This window comes from Streptomyces sp. NPDC057002, assembly GCF_042673825.1.
Taxonomy (GTDB): domain Bacteria; phylum Actinomycetota; class Actinomycetes; order Streptomycetales; family Streptomycetaceae; genus Streptomyces.
In genome coordinates this window covers 43,387-59,022 of the sequence record NZ_JBHURZ010000013.1, presented here as the reverse complement: position 1 = coordinate 59,022, position 15,636 = coordinate 43,387, and the positions used below count along the sequence as shown (strand labels likewise).

12 protein-coding genes are annotated in these 15,636 nt (G+C 70.2%); 4 read left to right on the top strand and 8 right to left on the bottom strand.

Annotated features, from left to right (window positions below; all coding sequences use genetic code 11):
• Genes ACFT32_RS42015 through ACFT32_RS42005 form a run of 3 tightly spaced genes read left to right on the top strand, consistent with a single transcriptional unit; the run spans window position 1 to window position 2,731 of the window.
• Entirely contained in the window at window positions 1–810 is an 810-nt protein-coding gene (locus ACFT32_RS42015; RefSeq protein ID WP_382499731.1) for an ABC transporter ATP-binding protein, read from the top strand.
• Complete coding sequence (locus tag ACFT32_RS42010) at window positions 807–2,138, top strand: hypothetical protein (RefSeq protein WP_382499729.1); 1,332 nt, start codon at window positions 807–809, stop codon at window positions 2,136–2,138. Before ACFT32_RS42015 ends, ACFT32_RS42010 begins: the two co-directional genes overlap by 4 nt.
• A complete protein-coding gene (locus tag ACFT32_RS42005) occupies window positions 2,138–2,731 on the top strand; it encodes a hypothetical protein (RefSeq protein WP_382499728.1) in 594 nt (197 codons plus the stop codon). Before ACFT32_RS42010 ends, ACFT32_RS42005 begins: the two co-directional genes overlap by 1 nt.
• Here ACFT32_RS42005 and ACFT32_RS42000 read toward each other — a convergent pair.
• The gene (locus tag ACFT32_RS42000) at window positions 2,728–3,882 is read right to left on the bottom strand and encodes a pectate lyase (protein ID WP_382499725.1); all 1,155 of its coding nucleotides are present in this window, start codon (window positions 3,880–3,882) and stop codon (window positions 2,728–2,730) included. The genes ACFT32_RS42005 and ACFT32_RS42000 overlap by 4 nt on opposite strands.
• Window positions 3,883–4,129: 247 nt before the next feature.
• Here ACFT32_RS42000 and ACFT32_RS41995 point away from each other — a divergent pair, with 247 nt between their 5' ends.
• On the top strand, window positions 4,130–6,337 hold the full coding sequence (locus ACFT32_RS41995) for a family 43 glycosylhydrolase (RefSeq protein ID WP_382499723.1): 2,208 nt from the start codon (window positions 4,130–4,132) through the stop codon (window positions 6,335–6,337).
• A gap of 3 nt (window positions 6,338–6,340) precedes the next feature.
• Here ACFT32_RS41995 and ACFT32_RS41990 read toward each other — a convergent pair whose 3' ends face one another.
• From ACFT32_RS41990 to ACFT32_RS41960, 7 genes are all read right to left on the bottom strand, one after another.
• The gene (locus ACFT32_RS41990) at window positions 6,341–7,498 is read right to left on the bottom strand and encodes a dienelactone hydrolase family protein (protein ID WP_382499720.1); all 1,158 of its coding nucleotides are present in this window, start codon (window positions 7,496–7,498) and stop codon (window positions 6,341–6,343) included.
• A complete protein-coding gene (locus ACFT32_RS41985) occupies window positions 7,485–8,720 on the bottom strand; it encodes a polysaccharide lyase family 1 protein (protein ID WP_382499718.1) in 1,236 nt (411 codons plus the stop codon). Before ACFT32_RS41985 ends, ACFT32_RS41990 begins: the two co-directional genes overlap by 14 nt.
• 22 nt (window positions 8,721–8,742) lie before the next feature.
• Window positions 8,743–9,861, bottom strand: coding sequence for a pectinesterase family protein (locus ACFT32_RS41980; protein ID WP_382499716.1), 1,119 nt, complete (start codon window positions 9,859–9,861; stop codon window positions 8,743–8,745).
• 117 nt (window positions 9,862–9,978) lie between these two features.
• Entirely contained in the window at window positions 9,979–11,289 is a 1,311-nt protein-coding gene (locus ACFT32_RS41975; protein WP_382499714.1) for a polysaccharide lyase family 1 protein, read from the bottom strand.
• Between the two features lie 33 nt (window positions 11,290–11,322).
• On the bottom strand, window positions 11,323–12,120 hold the full coding sequence (locus tag ACFT32_RS41970) for a rhamnogalacturonan acetylesterase (RefSeq protein ID WP_382499928.1): 798 nt from the start codon (window positions 12,118–12,120) through the stop codon (window positions 11,323–11,325).
• A gap of 105 nt (window positions 12,121–12,225) precedes the next feature.
• Complete coding sequence (locus ACFT32_RS41965; protein WP_382499713.1) at window positions 12,226–13,575, bottom strand: ABC transporter substrate-binding protein; 1,350 nt, start codon at window positions 13,573–13,575, stop codon at window positions 12,226–12,228.
• Between the two features lie 49 nt (window positions 13,576–13,624).
• Window positions 13,625–15,616, bottom strand: coding sequence for a pectinesterase family protein (locus ACFT32_RS41960; protein WP_382499711.1), 1,992 nt, complete (start codon window positions 15,614–15,616; stop codon window positions 13,625–13,627).
• Window positions 15,617–15,636 lie beyond the last annotated feature (20 nt).

Genomic DNA, 15,636 nt, shown 5'->3' with positions numbered 1-15,636 from the left:
ATGGTGCGAGCGGTTCCCCCCGCCGATCTGAAGCCGACCACGTACGCCTGGCACATCCAGGCCCGGGACCTGCGGGTGCGGGCCGGGCGCCGGGTGGCGGTCGACGGCCTCGATCTGCGCCTCGGCCAGGGCGTGCACGGCCTGCTGGGGCCCAACGGCTCCGGCAAGACGACACTGATCCGCGCGCTGGCGACAGTGCTGCGGCCGGCCGGCGGTGAACTGGAGCTGCTGGGCCGGACGATCGGCGGCCGGACCGATCTGCGGGCGCTGCGCAAGCGGATCGGGTATCTGCCGCAGGAGTTCGGCTACTACCCGCGGTTCACGCTGCGCGAGTTCGTGGAGTACATGGCGTGGCTGAAGAAGATGGACGCGCGTGAGGTGCCCGGAGCGGTGCAGCGGGCGATCGAGCGGGTCGGGCTCGCGGACCGCGCCGACGACCGGCTGAAGACGCTGTCCGGCGGCATGCTGCGCCGCGCGGGCATCGCCCAGGCGATCGTGAACGACCCGGAGGTGCTGCTGCTGGACGAGCCGACCGTGGGCCTGGACCCGGCGCAGCGCCTGGAGTTCCGGACGCTGCTGCGGGATCTCGGCGCGCAGGCGTGTGTCCTGGTCTCCACCCATCTCGTCGAGGACGTCGCCGCCTCCTGCACCCAGGTGGTGCTGGTCGACGACGGCCGGCTGGTGTTCCAGGGGACCCCGGAGGAGGTGGCCGGGCTCGGTGATCCGCTGGACGTCGGGGACAGCCCGATCGAGCGCGGCTACACCGCCCTGCTCGCCCGTCCCCGCGCGCGACGGGAGACGAGCCGGTGACCGCTCGCATCCTGGGCATCGAGCTGCGCCGCTCCACGGCGGCGGTCCTCGGCGTGCTGGTCGCCGCGTTCGGAGCGGCCGGGCTGTGGTCCCTGGCCCTGTCGAGGCAGACGGAGCTGTGGGACGCGCAGTGGACGATGCTGGCGGCCTTCCAGCGGATCATGCTGGTCCTGCTCTGGCCGCTCGCTCTCGGCGGCGGCGCCTGGCAGGCCCGGCGTGACCGGCGGTGCGGTATGGAGGAGTTGCTGGGCACCACCCCGACGCCGGTCTGGCGGCGCGCCCTGCCCACCGCCGTCGCGATGGGGGTCTGTCTGGTCCTCGGCTACCTGGCGACGCTGGCCGCGGGTGCCGTCCGGGTCGCCGGCAAGACCGGCTATCTGCCCGGCGGCTGGCTGCACATCGCCGCCGTGGGGGCGCTGACGCTGGTGGCGGCGGGCTGGCTGGGCATGGGCATCGGACGGCTGCTCCCCTCGGCCTACACCCCTCCGGTGCTGGTGGTGGCGGGCTTCCTGGTGCTGCTCCTTCCGGTGCAGCTGTCCAAGTCGACCGGGCCCGGCCCCGCGTCGCTGCTGGCGCCCAACCTCACCACGGACCTAGACGAGTTCACCACGATCGCCGGTTCGGTGAGCCTGGCCCAGGCCCTGTGGTTCACCGGCCTGGCGGGCACGGGGCTGGTCCTGCTCATGGCCGCCCGGCGTCGTACGGCCGCCGCCGCTCCGCTGCCCGCGCTGCTCGGCCTGGCCCTGGCCATGCCGTTGCTGGGCGCCGCCCCCGCCTCCGGCCTCCAGCGCGACGCGGGCGCCACGGCCGAGGTCTGCACGCGGGACGACGGCCCCACCGTCTGTGTGACCAAGGCGCACGAGCGGGGCCTGGCCGAGCTGGCCGGACCGGCCCGCCGCGCCCTGAAGCTGCTGGCGAAGCTGCCCGACGCCCCCACCTCGGTCCACGAGGTGACCGGCGACCGGCCGGGGCCGCAGCCGGCGCGCGAGGTGTGGCTGCACTCGGACACCTACGCGCCCGGCCGCGGCTGGGTCGCCGACGGTGACGACGCCCTGGTGGCGCGGATCCTGGCCGGGGCGGGCACCCGGCCGTGCGAGCCGGTCGCCTACGGGACGCGTGCGATCGCGGCCGCCTGGCTGTACGGCCGGTATCCGGCACCGGGCCAGGACATCCCGCCGGGCGAGGAGGCGGACGCACGGAACGCGGCGTGGCGGACGTTGCGGGCCCTGCCCGCCGAGGAGCAGACCCGCCGGATCGCGGCCGTCCGGGAGGCGGAGCTGAACTGCCGCGGCGACGTGGACGAACTGCTGGCGAAGGGGGCGTCCTGATGCGGCAGTACACACCGAACCTGCGGCCCGTCTCGCTCTACCTGCGCTCACGCCGGATCCCCGCCGCCCTGGCGGTGGCGGCGTCGGGGGTCGCCCTGGTGGCCCTGCTCGGGAACGCCTCCGCACAGCAGTGGCAGATCCGCGTCTTCGCCGTGCTCGCCCTCGGTCTCGGTCTCGGCGTACTCGGCAACGGCCTCGGCGGGGCCGCCGCCGCGCTGGAGCGGACGGCGGCGATCCGCTGGGCCGGCTGGCGCACGGCGCATCTCGTGGCGGTCGCCGGCGCGGTGTGCGCGGTGGCGGCCGTGGCGAGCGCCGCCCCGGCCGGTGTCGTCCTGCGCGCCACGGCCGGCCTCGCCGGACTCACCGCGCTGGCGGCCGCCGTGCTCGGCCATCAGCTGGCCTGGACGCTGCCGACCGTCTGGGCGGGAGCCGCCGCGGTCGTGCCGCCGCTGACGGAGCCCGGGATCCTGCGGCTGCTGACCTGGCCGGTGCAGCCGTCGGACAGCACGGCCGCCACGGTGGCCGCCGCCGCGCTGGCCGTCGGCGGGCTGCTCCTCTACGCCGCCCGGGGCAGCCGTACGACAACTGCCTAGTCCATCGTCGAGCCGATGGTCGTGGAGCCGGTCGTCAGGAACGTCGTGGCGGGGAGGGAGCCGTCCGCCTTGCGTGCCCCGTACGCGCCGGTCGCGTCCGTCGACCTGAAACTCGGGGTGGCGACGCCGCTGTCCCAGTTGTTGCCGGCGGAGACCGTCGAGGAACCCCGCTTCACGGGGCCGCCCTTGTCCTTGACGGCGAGGTTCTTGCCGAGGCGGGCCTTGCCGGTGGCGAAGTAGAAGCCGTTCTGGGCGTTGGCGTACGTGGTGTTGCGGTTCAGGGCGATGGCGCCGGTGTTGGAGTTCTCGGTGAAGCCGTGCAGCGTGTTGTCCCAGGCCGCGTTGTTGTTGACGACATGGGCGACGGAGGCTCCCCCGCCGCCCAGTTTGAAGCCGTTGCCGTTGCCCTCGAAGGCCGGGTCGTCCCAGCGGTTCTTCCCGTTGCCGAAGGCCCAAGAGTGCTCGAGGGTGACCGGCGAGGAGAACTGCCAGAGGTCGAGGCCGTCGTCGGAGTTGTTGTACAGCCGGGCGCCGGTGATCCGGTTGCCCGTCCCGGAGCCGAACTTCACGGCGATGCCGTCGGCGTTCTGGCCGTGTCCCGCCGGGTCGTAGTTGCCGTGGCTGTCCAGGTTCTGTACGAGGTTGCCGGTGGTGCCGTCGCCGCGCAGGGTGAAGCCGGAGTCGCCGTTGTCCGCGGTGACCAGGTTCCTGAACACGCCGCCGGCCGAGGAGGTGGCGACGAAGCCCTGGGCCGGGGCGTTGACGAAGGCCAGGTCCTGGACGGTCCAGTAGTCGCCGTAGAGGCCGGCCAGCCAGGAGCCGGCGGGCAGCTTGGAGCCGTCGATGCGCACCTTCTCGCTGCCGTAGGGCCGCAGGGTGATGCGTGCCGCACTCGTGCCGTTCGCCGTGGACTTGAGGGTGGCGGCCGGGTAGTAGGTGCCGCCGCGGACCTGGATGACGGTGCCGGCGGTGGCGTTCTTCACGGCCGCTTCGAGCTGGGCCGCGGTGGAGACGGTGACCGCCGCCGAGGCGGCCTGCGCGCCGCCGCTCGACAGCCCGAGGTAGACACCGCCCGCCCCCGCGGCGACGGCCACGGCCGCGGCGATGGTGAGCGTACGGGTCCTGCGGTGGCGTCCGGTGCTGAGCAGCACGGAGCGTTCCTTTCCTGGGGAATGAGGGACGGAAACGGTTCGGAGGGGCCCGCTCCGATCCGTTTCCGCCCAGCAGTCGCCGCCGTGCCGGGAAAGGGTTGCCGCCGTCACGTGCACAGGTGTGCCCGGGTTCCGAAACTTTCGGAACCACCGGCCTCATGCACACCCGTTGACGCACTGCACCCGTCCGGTGAAACTCCGAGGGCCGATACCCAACAGAATCCCCCACACTCCGACAGGAAGTGTCATGCGCCCCCGCACGCTCCTGCTTCCGTTCCTGGCCCTGACCGGCCTTCTCCTGACCCTCCTCACGGCGCCGCCCAGCACCGCAGACCCCGGAGCACCACCCGTGAAGCAATCCAAGTACGCCGGCTATCTCTTCGCCTACTTCACGGGAGAGGGCACCGCCGACGGCGAGCAGATCCGCTACGCCCTGAGCCGGGGCAACGACGCGCTGCACTGGCGTGAGCTGAACGCCGGCAAGCCGGTCCTGACGTCGACGACCGGCGAGAAGGGGCTGCGCGACCCGTTCGTGATCCGCTCCCCGAAGGGCGACAAGTTCTATCTGATCGCCACCGACCTCAGGATGTACCAGAACTCCAGCGGGAGCTGGGACGACGTCCAGCGGCACGGCAGCAAGTCGATCATGGTCTGGGAGTCCACCGACCTGGTCCACTGGACCGACCAGCGCCTGGTGAAGGTCTCCCCGGACACCGCGGGCAACACCTGGGCCCCGGAGGCCTACTGGGACGACAAGCTCGGTGAGTACGTCGTCTTCTGGGCGTCGAAGCTGTACGCCGACGACGACCCGGACCACAAGGGCGACACGTACAACAAGATGATGTACGCGACCACGAAGGACTTCCGCACCTTCAGCGAGCCGAAGGTCTGGAACGACCCCGGCTATTCGGTCATCGACTCCACGGTCGTGAAGTACAAGGACGAGTACTACCGCTACACCAAGGACGAGCGGGACCCCACGAGCTCCAGCCCCTGCTCGAAGTTCATCACCGGCGAGAAGTCCACCTCCCTGACCTCGACGAAGTACGACTTCGTGGCCGACTGCATCGGCAAGGGCGCGATGGACCGCGGTGAGGGCCCGACGGTGTTCAAGTCGAACACCGAGAAGAAGTGGTACCTGTTCATCGACGAGTACGGCGGCCGCGGCTATCTGCCGTTCGAGACCACCGACCTCGCCTCGGGCAAGTGGACCCCGTCGACGAACTACCAGCTCCCGGCGAGCCCCCGGCACGGCACGGTGCTCCCGGTGACGCAGAAGGAGTACGACCGGCTGCTGGCGGCCTACCCGTCCACGTCCACCTCGGTGGTGGACGCGACGGCCAAGCACCAGAAGGGCTACTCGATCGTCACGGACAGCGCCTCGAAGGTCGTCCTGCCGATGGAGCCCAAGGCCGACCTGCGGGGCCTCGCCCCGAAGCTCTGGGTGGGCGAGGGGGCCACGCTGAGCCCGAAGTCAGGTACGCGCCGCGACTTCCGCAAGCCGCAGAAGTACACCGTGACGGCCGCCGACGGAACGAAGCGCACCTGGACGGTCGAGGCGGTCCGCACCCGCAGCCCGCTGCTCCCCGGCCTGAACGCCGACCCCGACGTGCACTATCTCGACGGCAGATACTGGATCTACCCGACGACGGACGGCTTCCAGGGCTGGAGCGGCACCAAGTTCAAGGCGTACTCGTCGAAGGACCTGGTCAACTGGAAGGACCACGGCGTCATCGTCGACCTCGGGCCGGACGTGAGCTGGGCCGACAAGAACGCCTGGGCGCCAGCGATCGCCGAGCGCGACGGCAAGTACTACTTCTACTTCTGCGCCGAGCAGCAGATCGGCGTGGCGGTCGCCGACTCCCCCGCCGGCCCCTTCAAGGACGCGCTCGGCAAGCCGCTGGTCGCCAAGGGCGGTGCGCTCAAGGGCCAGATGATCGACCCGGCGGTCTACACGGACGACGACGGCCAGGCGTACCTGTACTGGGGCAACGGCCACGGGTATGTGGTGCCGCTCAACGACGACATGGTGTCCTTCGACGCGTCGAAGGTGAAGGACATCACCCCGGACAACTTCCGCGAGGGCTCCTTCGTGATCAAGCGGAAGGGCACGTACTACTTCATGTGGTCGGAGGACGACACCCGCAGCGAGAACTACCACGTGGCGTACGCGACCGGTCCGTCCCCGCTCGGCCCGTGGACCAAGCGCGGGACGATCCTTCAGAAGCGGCCCGAGTACGGCATCCTCGGCACCGGTCACCACTCGGTGGTGAACACGCCCGGCACCGACGACTGGTACATGGTCTACCACCGCTTCGCCCTCAACGGCCCGGGCCTCCCGGGCGGCGACGGCATGCACCGGGAGACCACGATCGACCGCATGGAGTTCGCGGCCGACGGCAGCATCAAGCCGGTGGTGCCGACGCTGGAGGGGATACAGCCGGTACGGCGGTGAGTCTCACAGGACCTCGTCGAGCCAGCTGACGACCTCGTCCTGCATCGCGTGGGTGAAGACGTGGCCGAGCTCCGGCCACGTCTTCATCCGTATCCGCCCCTCCGCGCGGCGTGAGCGCCAGACGGCGCGCAGCTTGTCGTAGGCGACCCGTACGCCTTCGGCGGGGAAGAGCGTGTCGAGCCCGCCGTTCATGAACAGCATCGGTCTGGGGGCGGCGATGCTCGCCACGTCGGGGATGTCGAGATGGCGGGCGAGCCCCGGGTGGAGCATGTGGAACGCCGACTGCCCGCGCAGCGTGTTGTTGCCGGGCACCATCATCTCCTTCAGGCCGGTCATCCAGCACACGCTCGCGGCGGCCGCGATGTGGTCGCTGAGGGCGGCGGTCTGCCAGGCGCGGTAGGCGCCCATGGAGAAGCCGACGGCCGCGACCCGCCGGGCGTCCACCCGGTCGAGCCCCGCCAGGAAGGCGGCGGCCCTCTGGTCCTCCCGGGCCATGAGCCCGGCGAGCGAGGAGCCGAGGTTGTAGAAGTTGGACGCCAGCGCCTGCTGCTGCTCATAGGCGAGGGGCCCGCGGTCGCCCCAGCCGAGGGCGTCCAGGCACAGCACCGCATAGCCTCGCCGGGCCAGTTCGTCACCGACGAACCGCCCGCTGAAGTACTTGTCCGCCCACGCCTGGGCAGAGGCGAGACGCGTGTCGTCGTACCAGGGCCGGACGAGCTTCTCCTTCCCGATGTCGAACTTGGATCCGTGGTCGTGCAGGAGCAGCACGGCGGGGAAGGGCCCCTCCCCGTGCGGGGTGAGCAGGGCGCCCCGCACCCGCTCGTACCGGGTGAGGGAGACGGTCACCAACTCACGGGTGTAGCCGTGCCCTTGAGTCCGCCCGGTGTACTCCGGCGCGAACGGCACCCGGTCCTGCCGTTCGACGAGGAGGTGCTCCTCGACCGTGGCCCGGGCGGTACGCCGCCAGGCGCGGAAGTCGCGGGTCGGGGACGTCCCCCAGGCGAGCGGGAAGGTCAGCCGCTCCTTCAGCGCCGGATGGAAGTCGGGCAGCGGCCCGTCCACGACCGCCGCCTCCGCTCCGGTCACCCCTCCCCCGGCCAGCAGCGCCGAACCCGCCCCGACCACGAACGTCCGCCGTCCGAGCCGCTCATGGGTGTCCATACGGCCTCCCGGATCCGGCGTGCCGCAGCACATACCGCTCGACCGCCGCCGGGGACGTGAGGGCGCGGTAGTCGTAGACGTCGGCGGGGTCCCAGCCGACCTCGCTCCCGAGGCCGAGACCGCTCGCCACGTCGTTCAGCCGGGCGGGCCGGCCGTTGAACCACGAGCCGGTGTCATGGAACCGCTCTCCGCCGTAGTCCGCGACGGCGGCGGACGGCAGACCGCCCGGGTAGCGGAAGACATTGCGCTCGGAGAAGATCGCGGACTCCACGCCGACGCCCAGGGCGTAGAGCGGCGCCCGCCCCCGGTGGACGTTGTTGACGACGTGCACCTGCCCGAAGCGGACGCGCGGGGCGCGCTGCACGATGCCGCTGAACAGGTTGCGGGCGAAGGTCACCTTGAGATGCCCCCGGTCCCGGTCGCCGCGCCCGTCGCCCGACCCGATGAGGATCGCCTTGTCGTGGTCGTCGAAGCGGCTGTCGGAGACGGTGACGAAGTCGGAGCCGTCCTCGACGTCCAGCAGCCCGTCGTGCCGCTGGACGCGCTCGCCGTGGAAGCCGAGGGGCGCCTCGCGGTCCGGGAAGCGGCCGTCGGTGAAGGTGCAGTGGTCGACCCAGATGTTCTTGCCGGTGATCACGGTCAGCGCGTCGAAGCGGGCGTTCCAGCTGCCGCTCGTGCCGTCGTCCGGGGACCAACTGGTGAAGTGGTCGACGGGCGCCTCCAGATGGAGGTCGCGCACGATGATGTCGCTGCCGGTGTTGACGGTCAGGAACACCCCGAGCAGCCGGGCGTCGCGCCCCACGCCCACCAGCGTGGTGTTGCTCGGCACGGTGAGCTGGATCTGCGCCTTCTCCCTGTTCGAGCCGGTCTGGCGGAGCTGCCGCTGCTGCTTGCAGTGATCGAAGCGGGTGTCGGACCAGGCGGCGCCGTCCTCGCCGAAGCAGGACATGTACTTGCCGAGGTCGTATCCGGGCGCGTAGTCCTGCTCACCGAGCAGCGAACCGTCGTCGGCCTCGTGTCCGGAGATGTCGCCGACGACCCGGATCACCTTGGGCGCGGTGGGATCGCCGTCGTTCGCCAGGGCCTGCTTCAGCTCGGCGCGGCTGTCCACCGTCCAGGTCCTGCCGCCCGCCCCGCCGTCGGTTCCGGTGCCGGTCGAGGCCCAGCCGACGGGTCCGCGTTCGGCGGCGGAGGCCGTGGGAGCCGGCCAGAGCAGACACACGCCGAGAAGGAGCGCCGCGGCCCTACGCACAGGGCCGCCAGTCGCCGAGGTACGTCTGCCCGGTGTGCGACGCGGCTTGCGCCCGGGTGAGCTGGGGCCGGTTCTCCGGCACGGACACGACGGCACCGGGCCCGGCGTTGCGGTACTCGGCGAACCGCATCGACTGCCAGGGATGGCCGCTCGCCATGTTCGTGTAGGGCGCGACCGCGTCGATGCCCGGGCCGAGCCAGGTGTCCCGGACGGTGAGCATGGGGCGGGCGGTGGTGTCGGAGCTGGGCACCCAGGGCCGGGCCAGCTTGAAGTGGCCGTCGGGGGCCTCGCTGCTGACGCGGCTCCTGGTCACCAGGTAGCCGAGGGGGTTGGCACCGGCAGTGGACGGCGCGAAGACGAAGCCGTACGGGGCGGCCGGCAGGTCGGTGCGGTTCAGGGTCCGGAAGTGGCAGTGGTCGAAGACGGCGGTGGCCCGTCCGAAGACGAAGTCGACATCGCCCTCGGCGTAGCAGTGGGCGAAGTACTGGCGGGCGAAGGTGCCCAGTGCCATGGAGTCGGCGTACAGGGTGTCCTGGTGGCCGAGGAACCGGCAGTGGTGGAAGGCGGACCGGTCGCCCTGGACCTTGAGGGCGACGGCCTGGGTGCCGGTGATGTCGGGGTGGTCGGCGCGCAGCCAGTCGTTGGCGAAGGTGATCCAGCGGGCGGTGAAGCCGTCGGCCTGCACGGTGGTGGTGGCGGAGCCGGTGGTGCCGTGGGTGCCGCCGCCGGGCTTCGGGGTCCCGGCCGCGTTGTCGTACACGATCACGACGTCACGGGGTTCCTCGCTCGCCCCGATCCAGGTCATCTCCGTACGGGCGGGGTCGACGGCGACGGTCTGCCGGTAGACGCCCGGGGCGATGACCAGGGTGTGGCCCGTGCCGCTCGCGGCGGCCACGGCGTCCCGGACGGTGGTGAAGTCCCCTGCGCCGCCCGGGTGGACGTACAGGGTCTTGGGGTCACGGCGGGCGGCCGGTGAGCCGTACCGGCCGAACGGACGCGGACGGGTGCCGGCCCGCGCGGGGCCGGCGGCGAGGCCGAGGGCGGCGCCCGCCGCGGCGCTCGCGACGAGGAACCCCCGGCGGGACAGGGAGACATGGGGCTGCGAGAGCATGCGGCTGCTCCTTCGCGGTGCGGCTGGTACGGGCGGGGGAAAGGGCCGGGGCGGGCGCACCCCGGGGCGGGGGTGCGATGCGGGCCGCCCCGGCCTGTTCAGGAGGGGCCGGTCAGGTCAGCGCACGCGGCCGGCGCCCGCGCCTGCGTTGACGATGCCCGGGACCGCCTTCGCCGGGTCGACACCGGCACGCAGCGTCGGTGTCCAGCCGGCGCCCGACTGGAGCGTCTCCCCGGGGATCTCCGCGTTGTGCACGGCGATCAGGTCGACGGCCTTGCCGTTGACGTGGTTGGCGTTCGCGGTGACCGGCGCCTCGTTCCACTTCTTGAGGATCTTCCCCGGGCTGATGCCCTGCGCGAGCGTGAACGCGTTGTGCTCGGCGACGAGCCGGGACTCCTTGCCGATGCCGTAGACATAGCCCCACTTCTGGCCCTTGGTGACCACGAAGTGGTTGTTGTACGAGTCGACCTGCCCGAACCGCACCCGCGGCGCCCGCTCGACGATGCCCTCGAAGCGGTTGTGGTGCAGCGTGACCTTCAGCTTGCCCGTGTCGTCGGCGGTGGCGCTGTCGCTGTTGCCGATCAGCATGGTCTTGTCGTGGTCCTTGAACGAGTTCCAGGACACGGTCACGTGGTCGGAGCCGCGCACCACATCGGCCAGCCCGTCGTGCTGCTGGTAGGTCTTGCCGAAGTAGGACGGCAGGGAACTGTCGGGGTAGCGGCCGTCGGTCAGTGTGTTGTGGTCGATCCACACATGGGTGGAGCCGTAGACGACGACCCCGTCGTACTCGGAGTTCCAGGCGCCGGTCTTGTTGTCGTCGGTGGGGTCCCACTGCGGGAAGCAGTCGACCGGGGCCTCGATGGTGAGGTTGCGGACGATGACGTTGTCGACGCCCTTGATCTGGAGGCTGCCGCCGAGGATCCCGGAGTTCTTGCCCACGCCGATGATCGTGGTGTTGGCCGGCACGCTCGCCTTGATGGCCTTGTCCTGCTGGGCGGCGGACGCGGCCCGCAGGTCCTCCTGCGCACCGCTGACCGGCTTGTCGTGCCCCCAGACGGCGGGGTCATAGTCCGCGAGGTACTTCTGGAAGTCGTAGCCCTCGGCCTCGAACGCCTCGCAGCCCTGGGAAACGGCGTCGATCATCCCCTTCACCTTGATGATCCTGGGCGCGGAACCACCGTCCTTCAGGGCGGCCTTGAACTGCTCCCAGGTGCTGACGGTGTAGACGTGCGCGGCATCGGCGGCGGCACCGCCGCTGGTGCCGGTGCCGTACGCACCCCACCCGTCGTTCGCCCCGAGGGTCTGGCGCGCCACGTCCCGCGCCTGGGCCTGCGCGCCGGTCCCGCCCAGGGACAGCACGAGCGCGGTGCACCCGGCCAGGAGAGCGACTCTTCCAATGACATGATCATGACACTTCTGAATCTTCATGGTGCGGCTCTCTTCCTTCTGCGTCGAGGGGTGTTACGCGGCGGCCTCGGGCCAGCTGATCCAGGACTCCGGGATCTCCGCCTCCAGCCGGCGGACATCGCGCGGCCCGAGCACCCGGGCCCGAAGCAGCTCCCGTGCCACGAGCCGGGCCACGGCGATCGCGCCCGGCGGATTGAAGTGCGTGTTGTCCTGCTCGGTCGCGGTCCAGTTGAAGTACGTCTTCGTCTCCTCGACCCCGAGCTCCTGCCACAGGGCGAGCGACAGCGCCTGGAGGTCCAGCAACGCCACCCGCTCCTCGGCGGCGAGCGCCCGCATGGCCGCCGGATACTCACCGTGCGTCGGCACGGCCTTCCCGCCCGCGTCGAACCTCCGCCGCTCGACGGCGGTGGCGAGCACGGGCCGCGCGCCACGGGCCCGGGCACCGTCGACGTACATCCGCAGACAGTCCTGATACGTCGACCAGGGCTCGGTGTAGCGGGTGGGGTCTTCCGCCTTCTCGTCATTGTGAGCGAACTGAATGAGAAGGAAATCCCCGGGCTCGATCACATCGAGAATCGCATCGAGCCGCCCTTCATCCACGAAGCTCTTGGAACTCCGACCGTTCACGGCGTGATTGGAGACGGACCGAGAGCGGTGAAGAAAGAACGGAAGCGCCATCCCCCACCCGGTCTCGGGCGCGGCGGCAGCATATTTCTGGGCGGCGGTGGAGTCACCGGCGATGTAGAGGGTGCGACTGCGATGCCCGGTGGCGAGTGCCGCATTGGCACCGGACAAGACGAGCGGCACAGAGGCAACAGCGGCGACGGCAACCTGTCTTCGACTAAGAGACATCCAGACCAACTCCCTGTCTTTAGGGGCGCGGGGAACTGCGCGACCAGCCACGGGACGGCCCGCACCCTGCAATCCACAGGCCGTCCCACGGCGAATCCCAGAAAATCAACCGTTCTGCTGGTCCCACTCCTCCTGAGCAGCGTTCAACTGCTCAGCCATCGTGTCCAAGAATTCCTTCGCACTCATCTTCCCCAGCAGCACCTTCTGGAAGTTCGGCTCATTGTCAGCCTTGGAAATCGTGTTCCAGTCGGGCAGGTAGTACGGCAACTGCACAATCGTCGTGGACCCGTCCGACAACGCGTCAGCGGCCAGCTTCGTAGGCTCGGCCTTCGAAATCCACGCGTCCGACGCCGCGTCCGTGTTCGCCGGCACCTGCCCCGCCGCCTCGTTGAACCGCGAGTTCTCCGCCTTGGACGTGGCGAACTCGATGAACTTCCAGGCCGCTTCCTTGTTCTTGCCGCTCTTGAACAGCCCCAGCCCGTCCACGGGGTTGGACACCTGCACGCGCTTGCCACCGGCGCCCACCGGCTGCGGAATACCCCGGAACTTCTCGACCCCCAGCGCCTTCACATGGTCCTGGTACGACCCGAGGTTGTGGTTCAGCATCCCGATCGTGCCGGAGTCCCACTGCGCGACCATCTTCGTGAAGTCGTTGTTGAGGTCGGCCGCCGGAGTGACCTTCTTGTACAGCGCCGCGTACTTCTCCAGCGCCGCCACGTTCTTCGGGTCGTTGACCGTGGTCTTGTCACCGCTTGAGTCCCAGAACGACGTGATCCCGGACTGCCCGTACATGGCGTCCAGCGCCTGGGCGATGGACCCGGAGCCACCCCGAATGGTGTAGCCGAACTCGTTCTTGCCGTTGTTCGTGAGCTTGTCCGCGGCCTCGTAGAACCGCTCCCACGTCGTGGGCTCCTCCAGGCCCGCCTTCTCGAACAGGTCGGTGCGGTAATACAGCACACCGTTGTTCGCGGAGGTCGGAATCGAGTACAACTTGTCGTCGCCACCGCCGGCCGCCTTCAGCGACTCGACCATGTCCTTGTTGAGCTTGCCGTTCAGCGACGAATCGCCGAGCCGCTCGTCCAGCGGCTCCAGCGCGCCCTGCGCGGCGAACCCGGCGAGCATCGCCGCGCCCACACCGCCGACGTCCGGCAGACCGCCACCCTGGAGGGCGGTGTCGACCTTGGACTGGTACTCGGTGGCGGCGATCCCGACGTACTCGACCTTGATGTCCGGGTTGGCCTTCTCGAAGTCGGCGATGATCTTCTTCCAGATCTCGGTGCGGACACCGCCGTTGTTGTCCCAGAAGACGATCTCGCCCTTGCCGCTCCCCTCGGAACCCTTGTCACCGCCCGCCCCGCTGCCGTCGTCGCCGCAGGCGGTGACGGTCAGGGCGAGCGCGGCCCCCAGGGCGACGGCCGTGGCGGCTCGCCTGCTTCTGCGAATGCTGATCTTCATTGGTCGGCTCTCTTCTTCTGGATCCAACTGGCTGTGAACGTGTGGGGGGTCAGTGGTGGCGGGCGTACGGAGCCCAGTCGTCCGTGCCCTTGAGGTAGTGCGCGACGGTGTGGGTCCGTGCGTCCGCGTCACCCATCTGCGGCCGGTCCGCGGTCACGCCGGCCCCGGCCCCGTGGTTCCGGTACTCGGTGAACCGCGCGTCCTTCCACGAGAACCCGCTCATGTCGGTCCACGGCGAGGACTTGACCGCGGCGGGCAGCTCGGTGTCCCGGATCAGCACCTGGGCGACGGCGTCCGGCTCACCGCCCGGGTGCCAGGGCCGTCCGAGGTGGAAGGTCCCTGCGGGCGCGTCACTCACGATCTTCGACCGGCTGATCAGGAACCCGTACGGGTTTCCCGTCCACGTCGAGGCGGCGGTGATGTAGCCGTTGTTCGTGTCCGAGCCGCGGCTCAGCGCCCGGATGACCGACCGTTCGATCACGGTCGTGGCCCGGCCGTAGACGAAGTCGACGTCGCCCTCGATGTAGGAGTCGCGGATGTAGACCCGGCTGACGGTGGTCAGCTTGGGGCTGTCGGTCATCAGGGTGTCCTGGTTGCCCAGAAACGCCGTGTCCTCGAAGACGATCCGGTCGCCGGTGGTCTTCATGGCCAGCGCCTGCTCGCCGTTGAGCTCGTGCGCGGCCTCGTCGAAGTCGTTGCTGAAGGTGAGGTTGCGTGCGGTGACGTCGTTCGCGGCGATGCGGACGGTGGCGCTCCCCGTCGAACCCCCTTGCGCGGCGGGTGTGTCGAAGACGATGACGGTGTCGGAGCGGTCGCGTCCGGTCCCTCGCAGCACAAGCTGTGGCTTGTTCGCGGGGATGTACACCTTCTCGCGGTAGGTGCCCGGCGCGACGGCGATGGTCACCGGGATGTCGTTGCCGTCGGGCACGGCGTCCACGGCGGACTGCACCGTCGGGTGGTCGGCCGGTACGTTCAGCTCGACCGGGCCGCCGATCCGCTTCTGCGGCCCCGAGAACCTCTTCACCAGCGCGGGCACGGCGGCGGCCGGGTCGAGGCGGTAGGCGTAGAACTCACGGGGGTCGAACGCCGTGCCCCAGGCGTCGTGCCGGCCCGTGGTGTTCCGCAGGACCGACCCGCGCTGCACCAGCTCAGCGGTGGCGTCGGCCTGGTAGGGGTGCTGGACGCCGTCGTAGAAGCTGTTCTCGATGACCATCTTCGTCCGGCCGCGCGACCAGTTGCCGTAGGTCCACACGGGGTCGCCGTCGGAGAGCTGCGAGGACAGGTAGTTGTTGTAGAGGTGCGCATAGGCGCAGTTGTCGGCGGACGGGTTGCGCTGCTTGGTGCCGGTGAACCAGTTGTGGTCGACCGTGATCTGGGTCTTGACGTTCGGGGTCCAGCCGATGCCGAAGGTCTTGTTGTTGTTCGTGAACCGGTTGTAGGAGACGGTGACGTACTCGCTGTCCTTGCGGATGTCGAGCTGGCCGTCGCAGATCCGCGAGAACCGTATGTGGTCGATCCACACATGGTGGGCGGTGTCGAGGCGGATGCCGTCGTAGTCGGTGTCCTTGCAGTCCCAGTTGCCCTCGATGGCGGTGTCGCGGATCGTGAGGTTGCGGATGATGACGTTGTGCGTGCCGGGGTCGAGGGTGAAGCCGCCGTGCACGATCTCGGCGGTGTCGCTCACGCCGATGATGGTCTTGTCGGAGGCGACGGGTATCTCCGTGCCGAACGGGTCCATCTTCAGGGCGCCCTTGACACGGATGACGTAGGGCTCCTCGGCAGCCGCGTACTTCGCCAGCGCGGCCTGGTCGGTGACGGTGACGACCTTGCCGCCCGCCCCGCCGGTGGTGCCGCCGGCGAGGGAGGCGAAGCCGTGGGGGCGGTCGGTCCAGCGGTCCGCGGCGGGCGCGGTCTTCGACGGCGGGGCCGCCTGGGCGTCCCCCATCGCCCCGAGGCTCAGCGCGGCGACGAGGCCGAGCACTGCGGCCACGACCTTTCCGTGCCCCGGTCTCGACAAGCGCTTGCTACGGAAGTGCGTCATTGCGGCTCCCAACAGGCGTA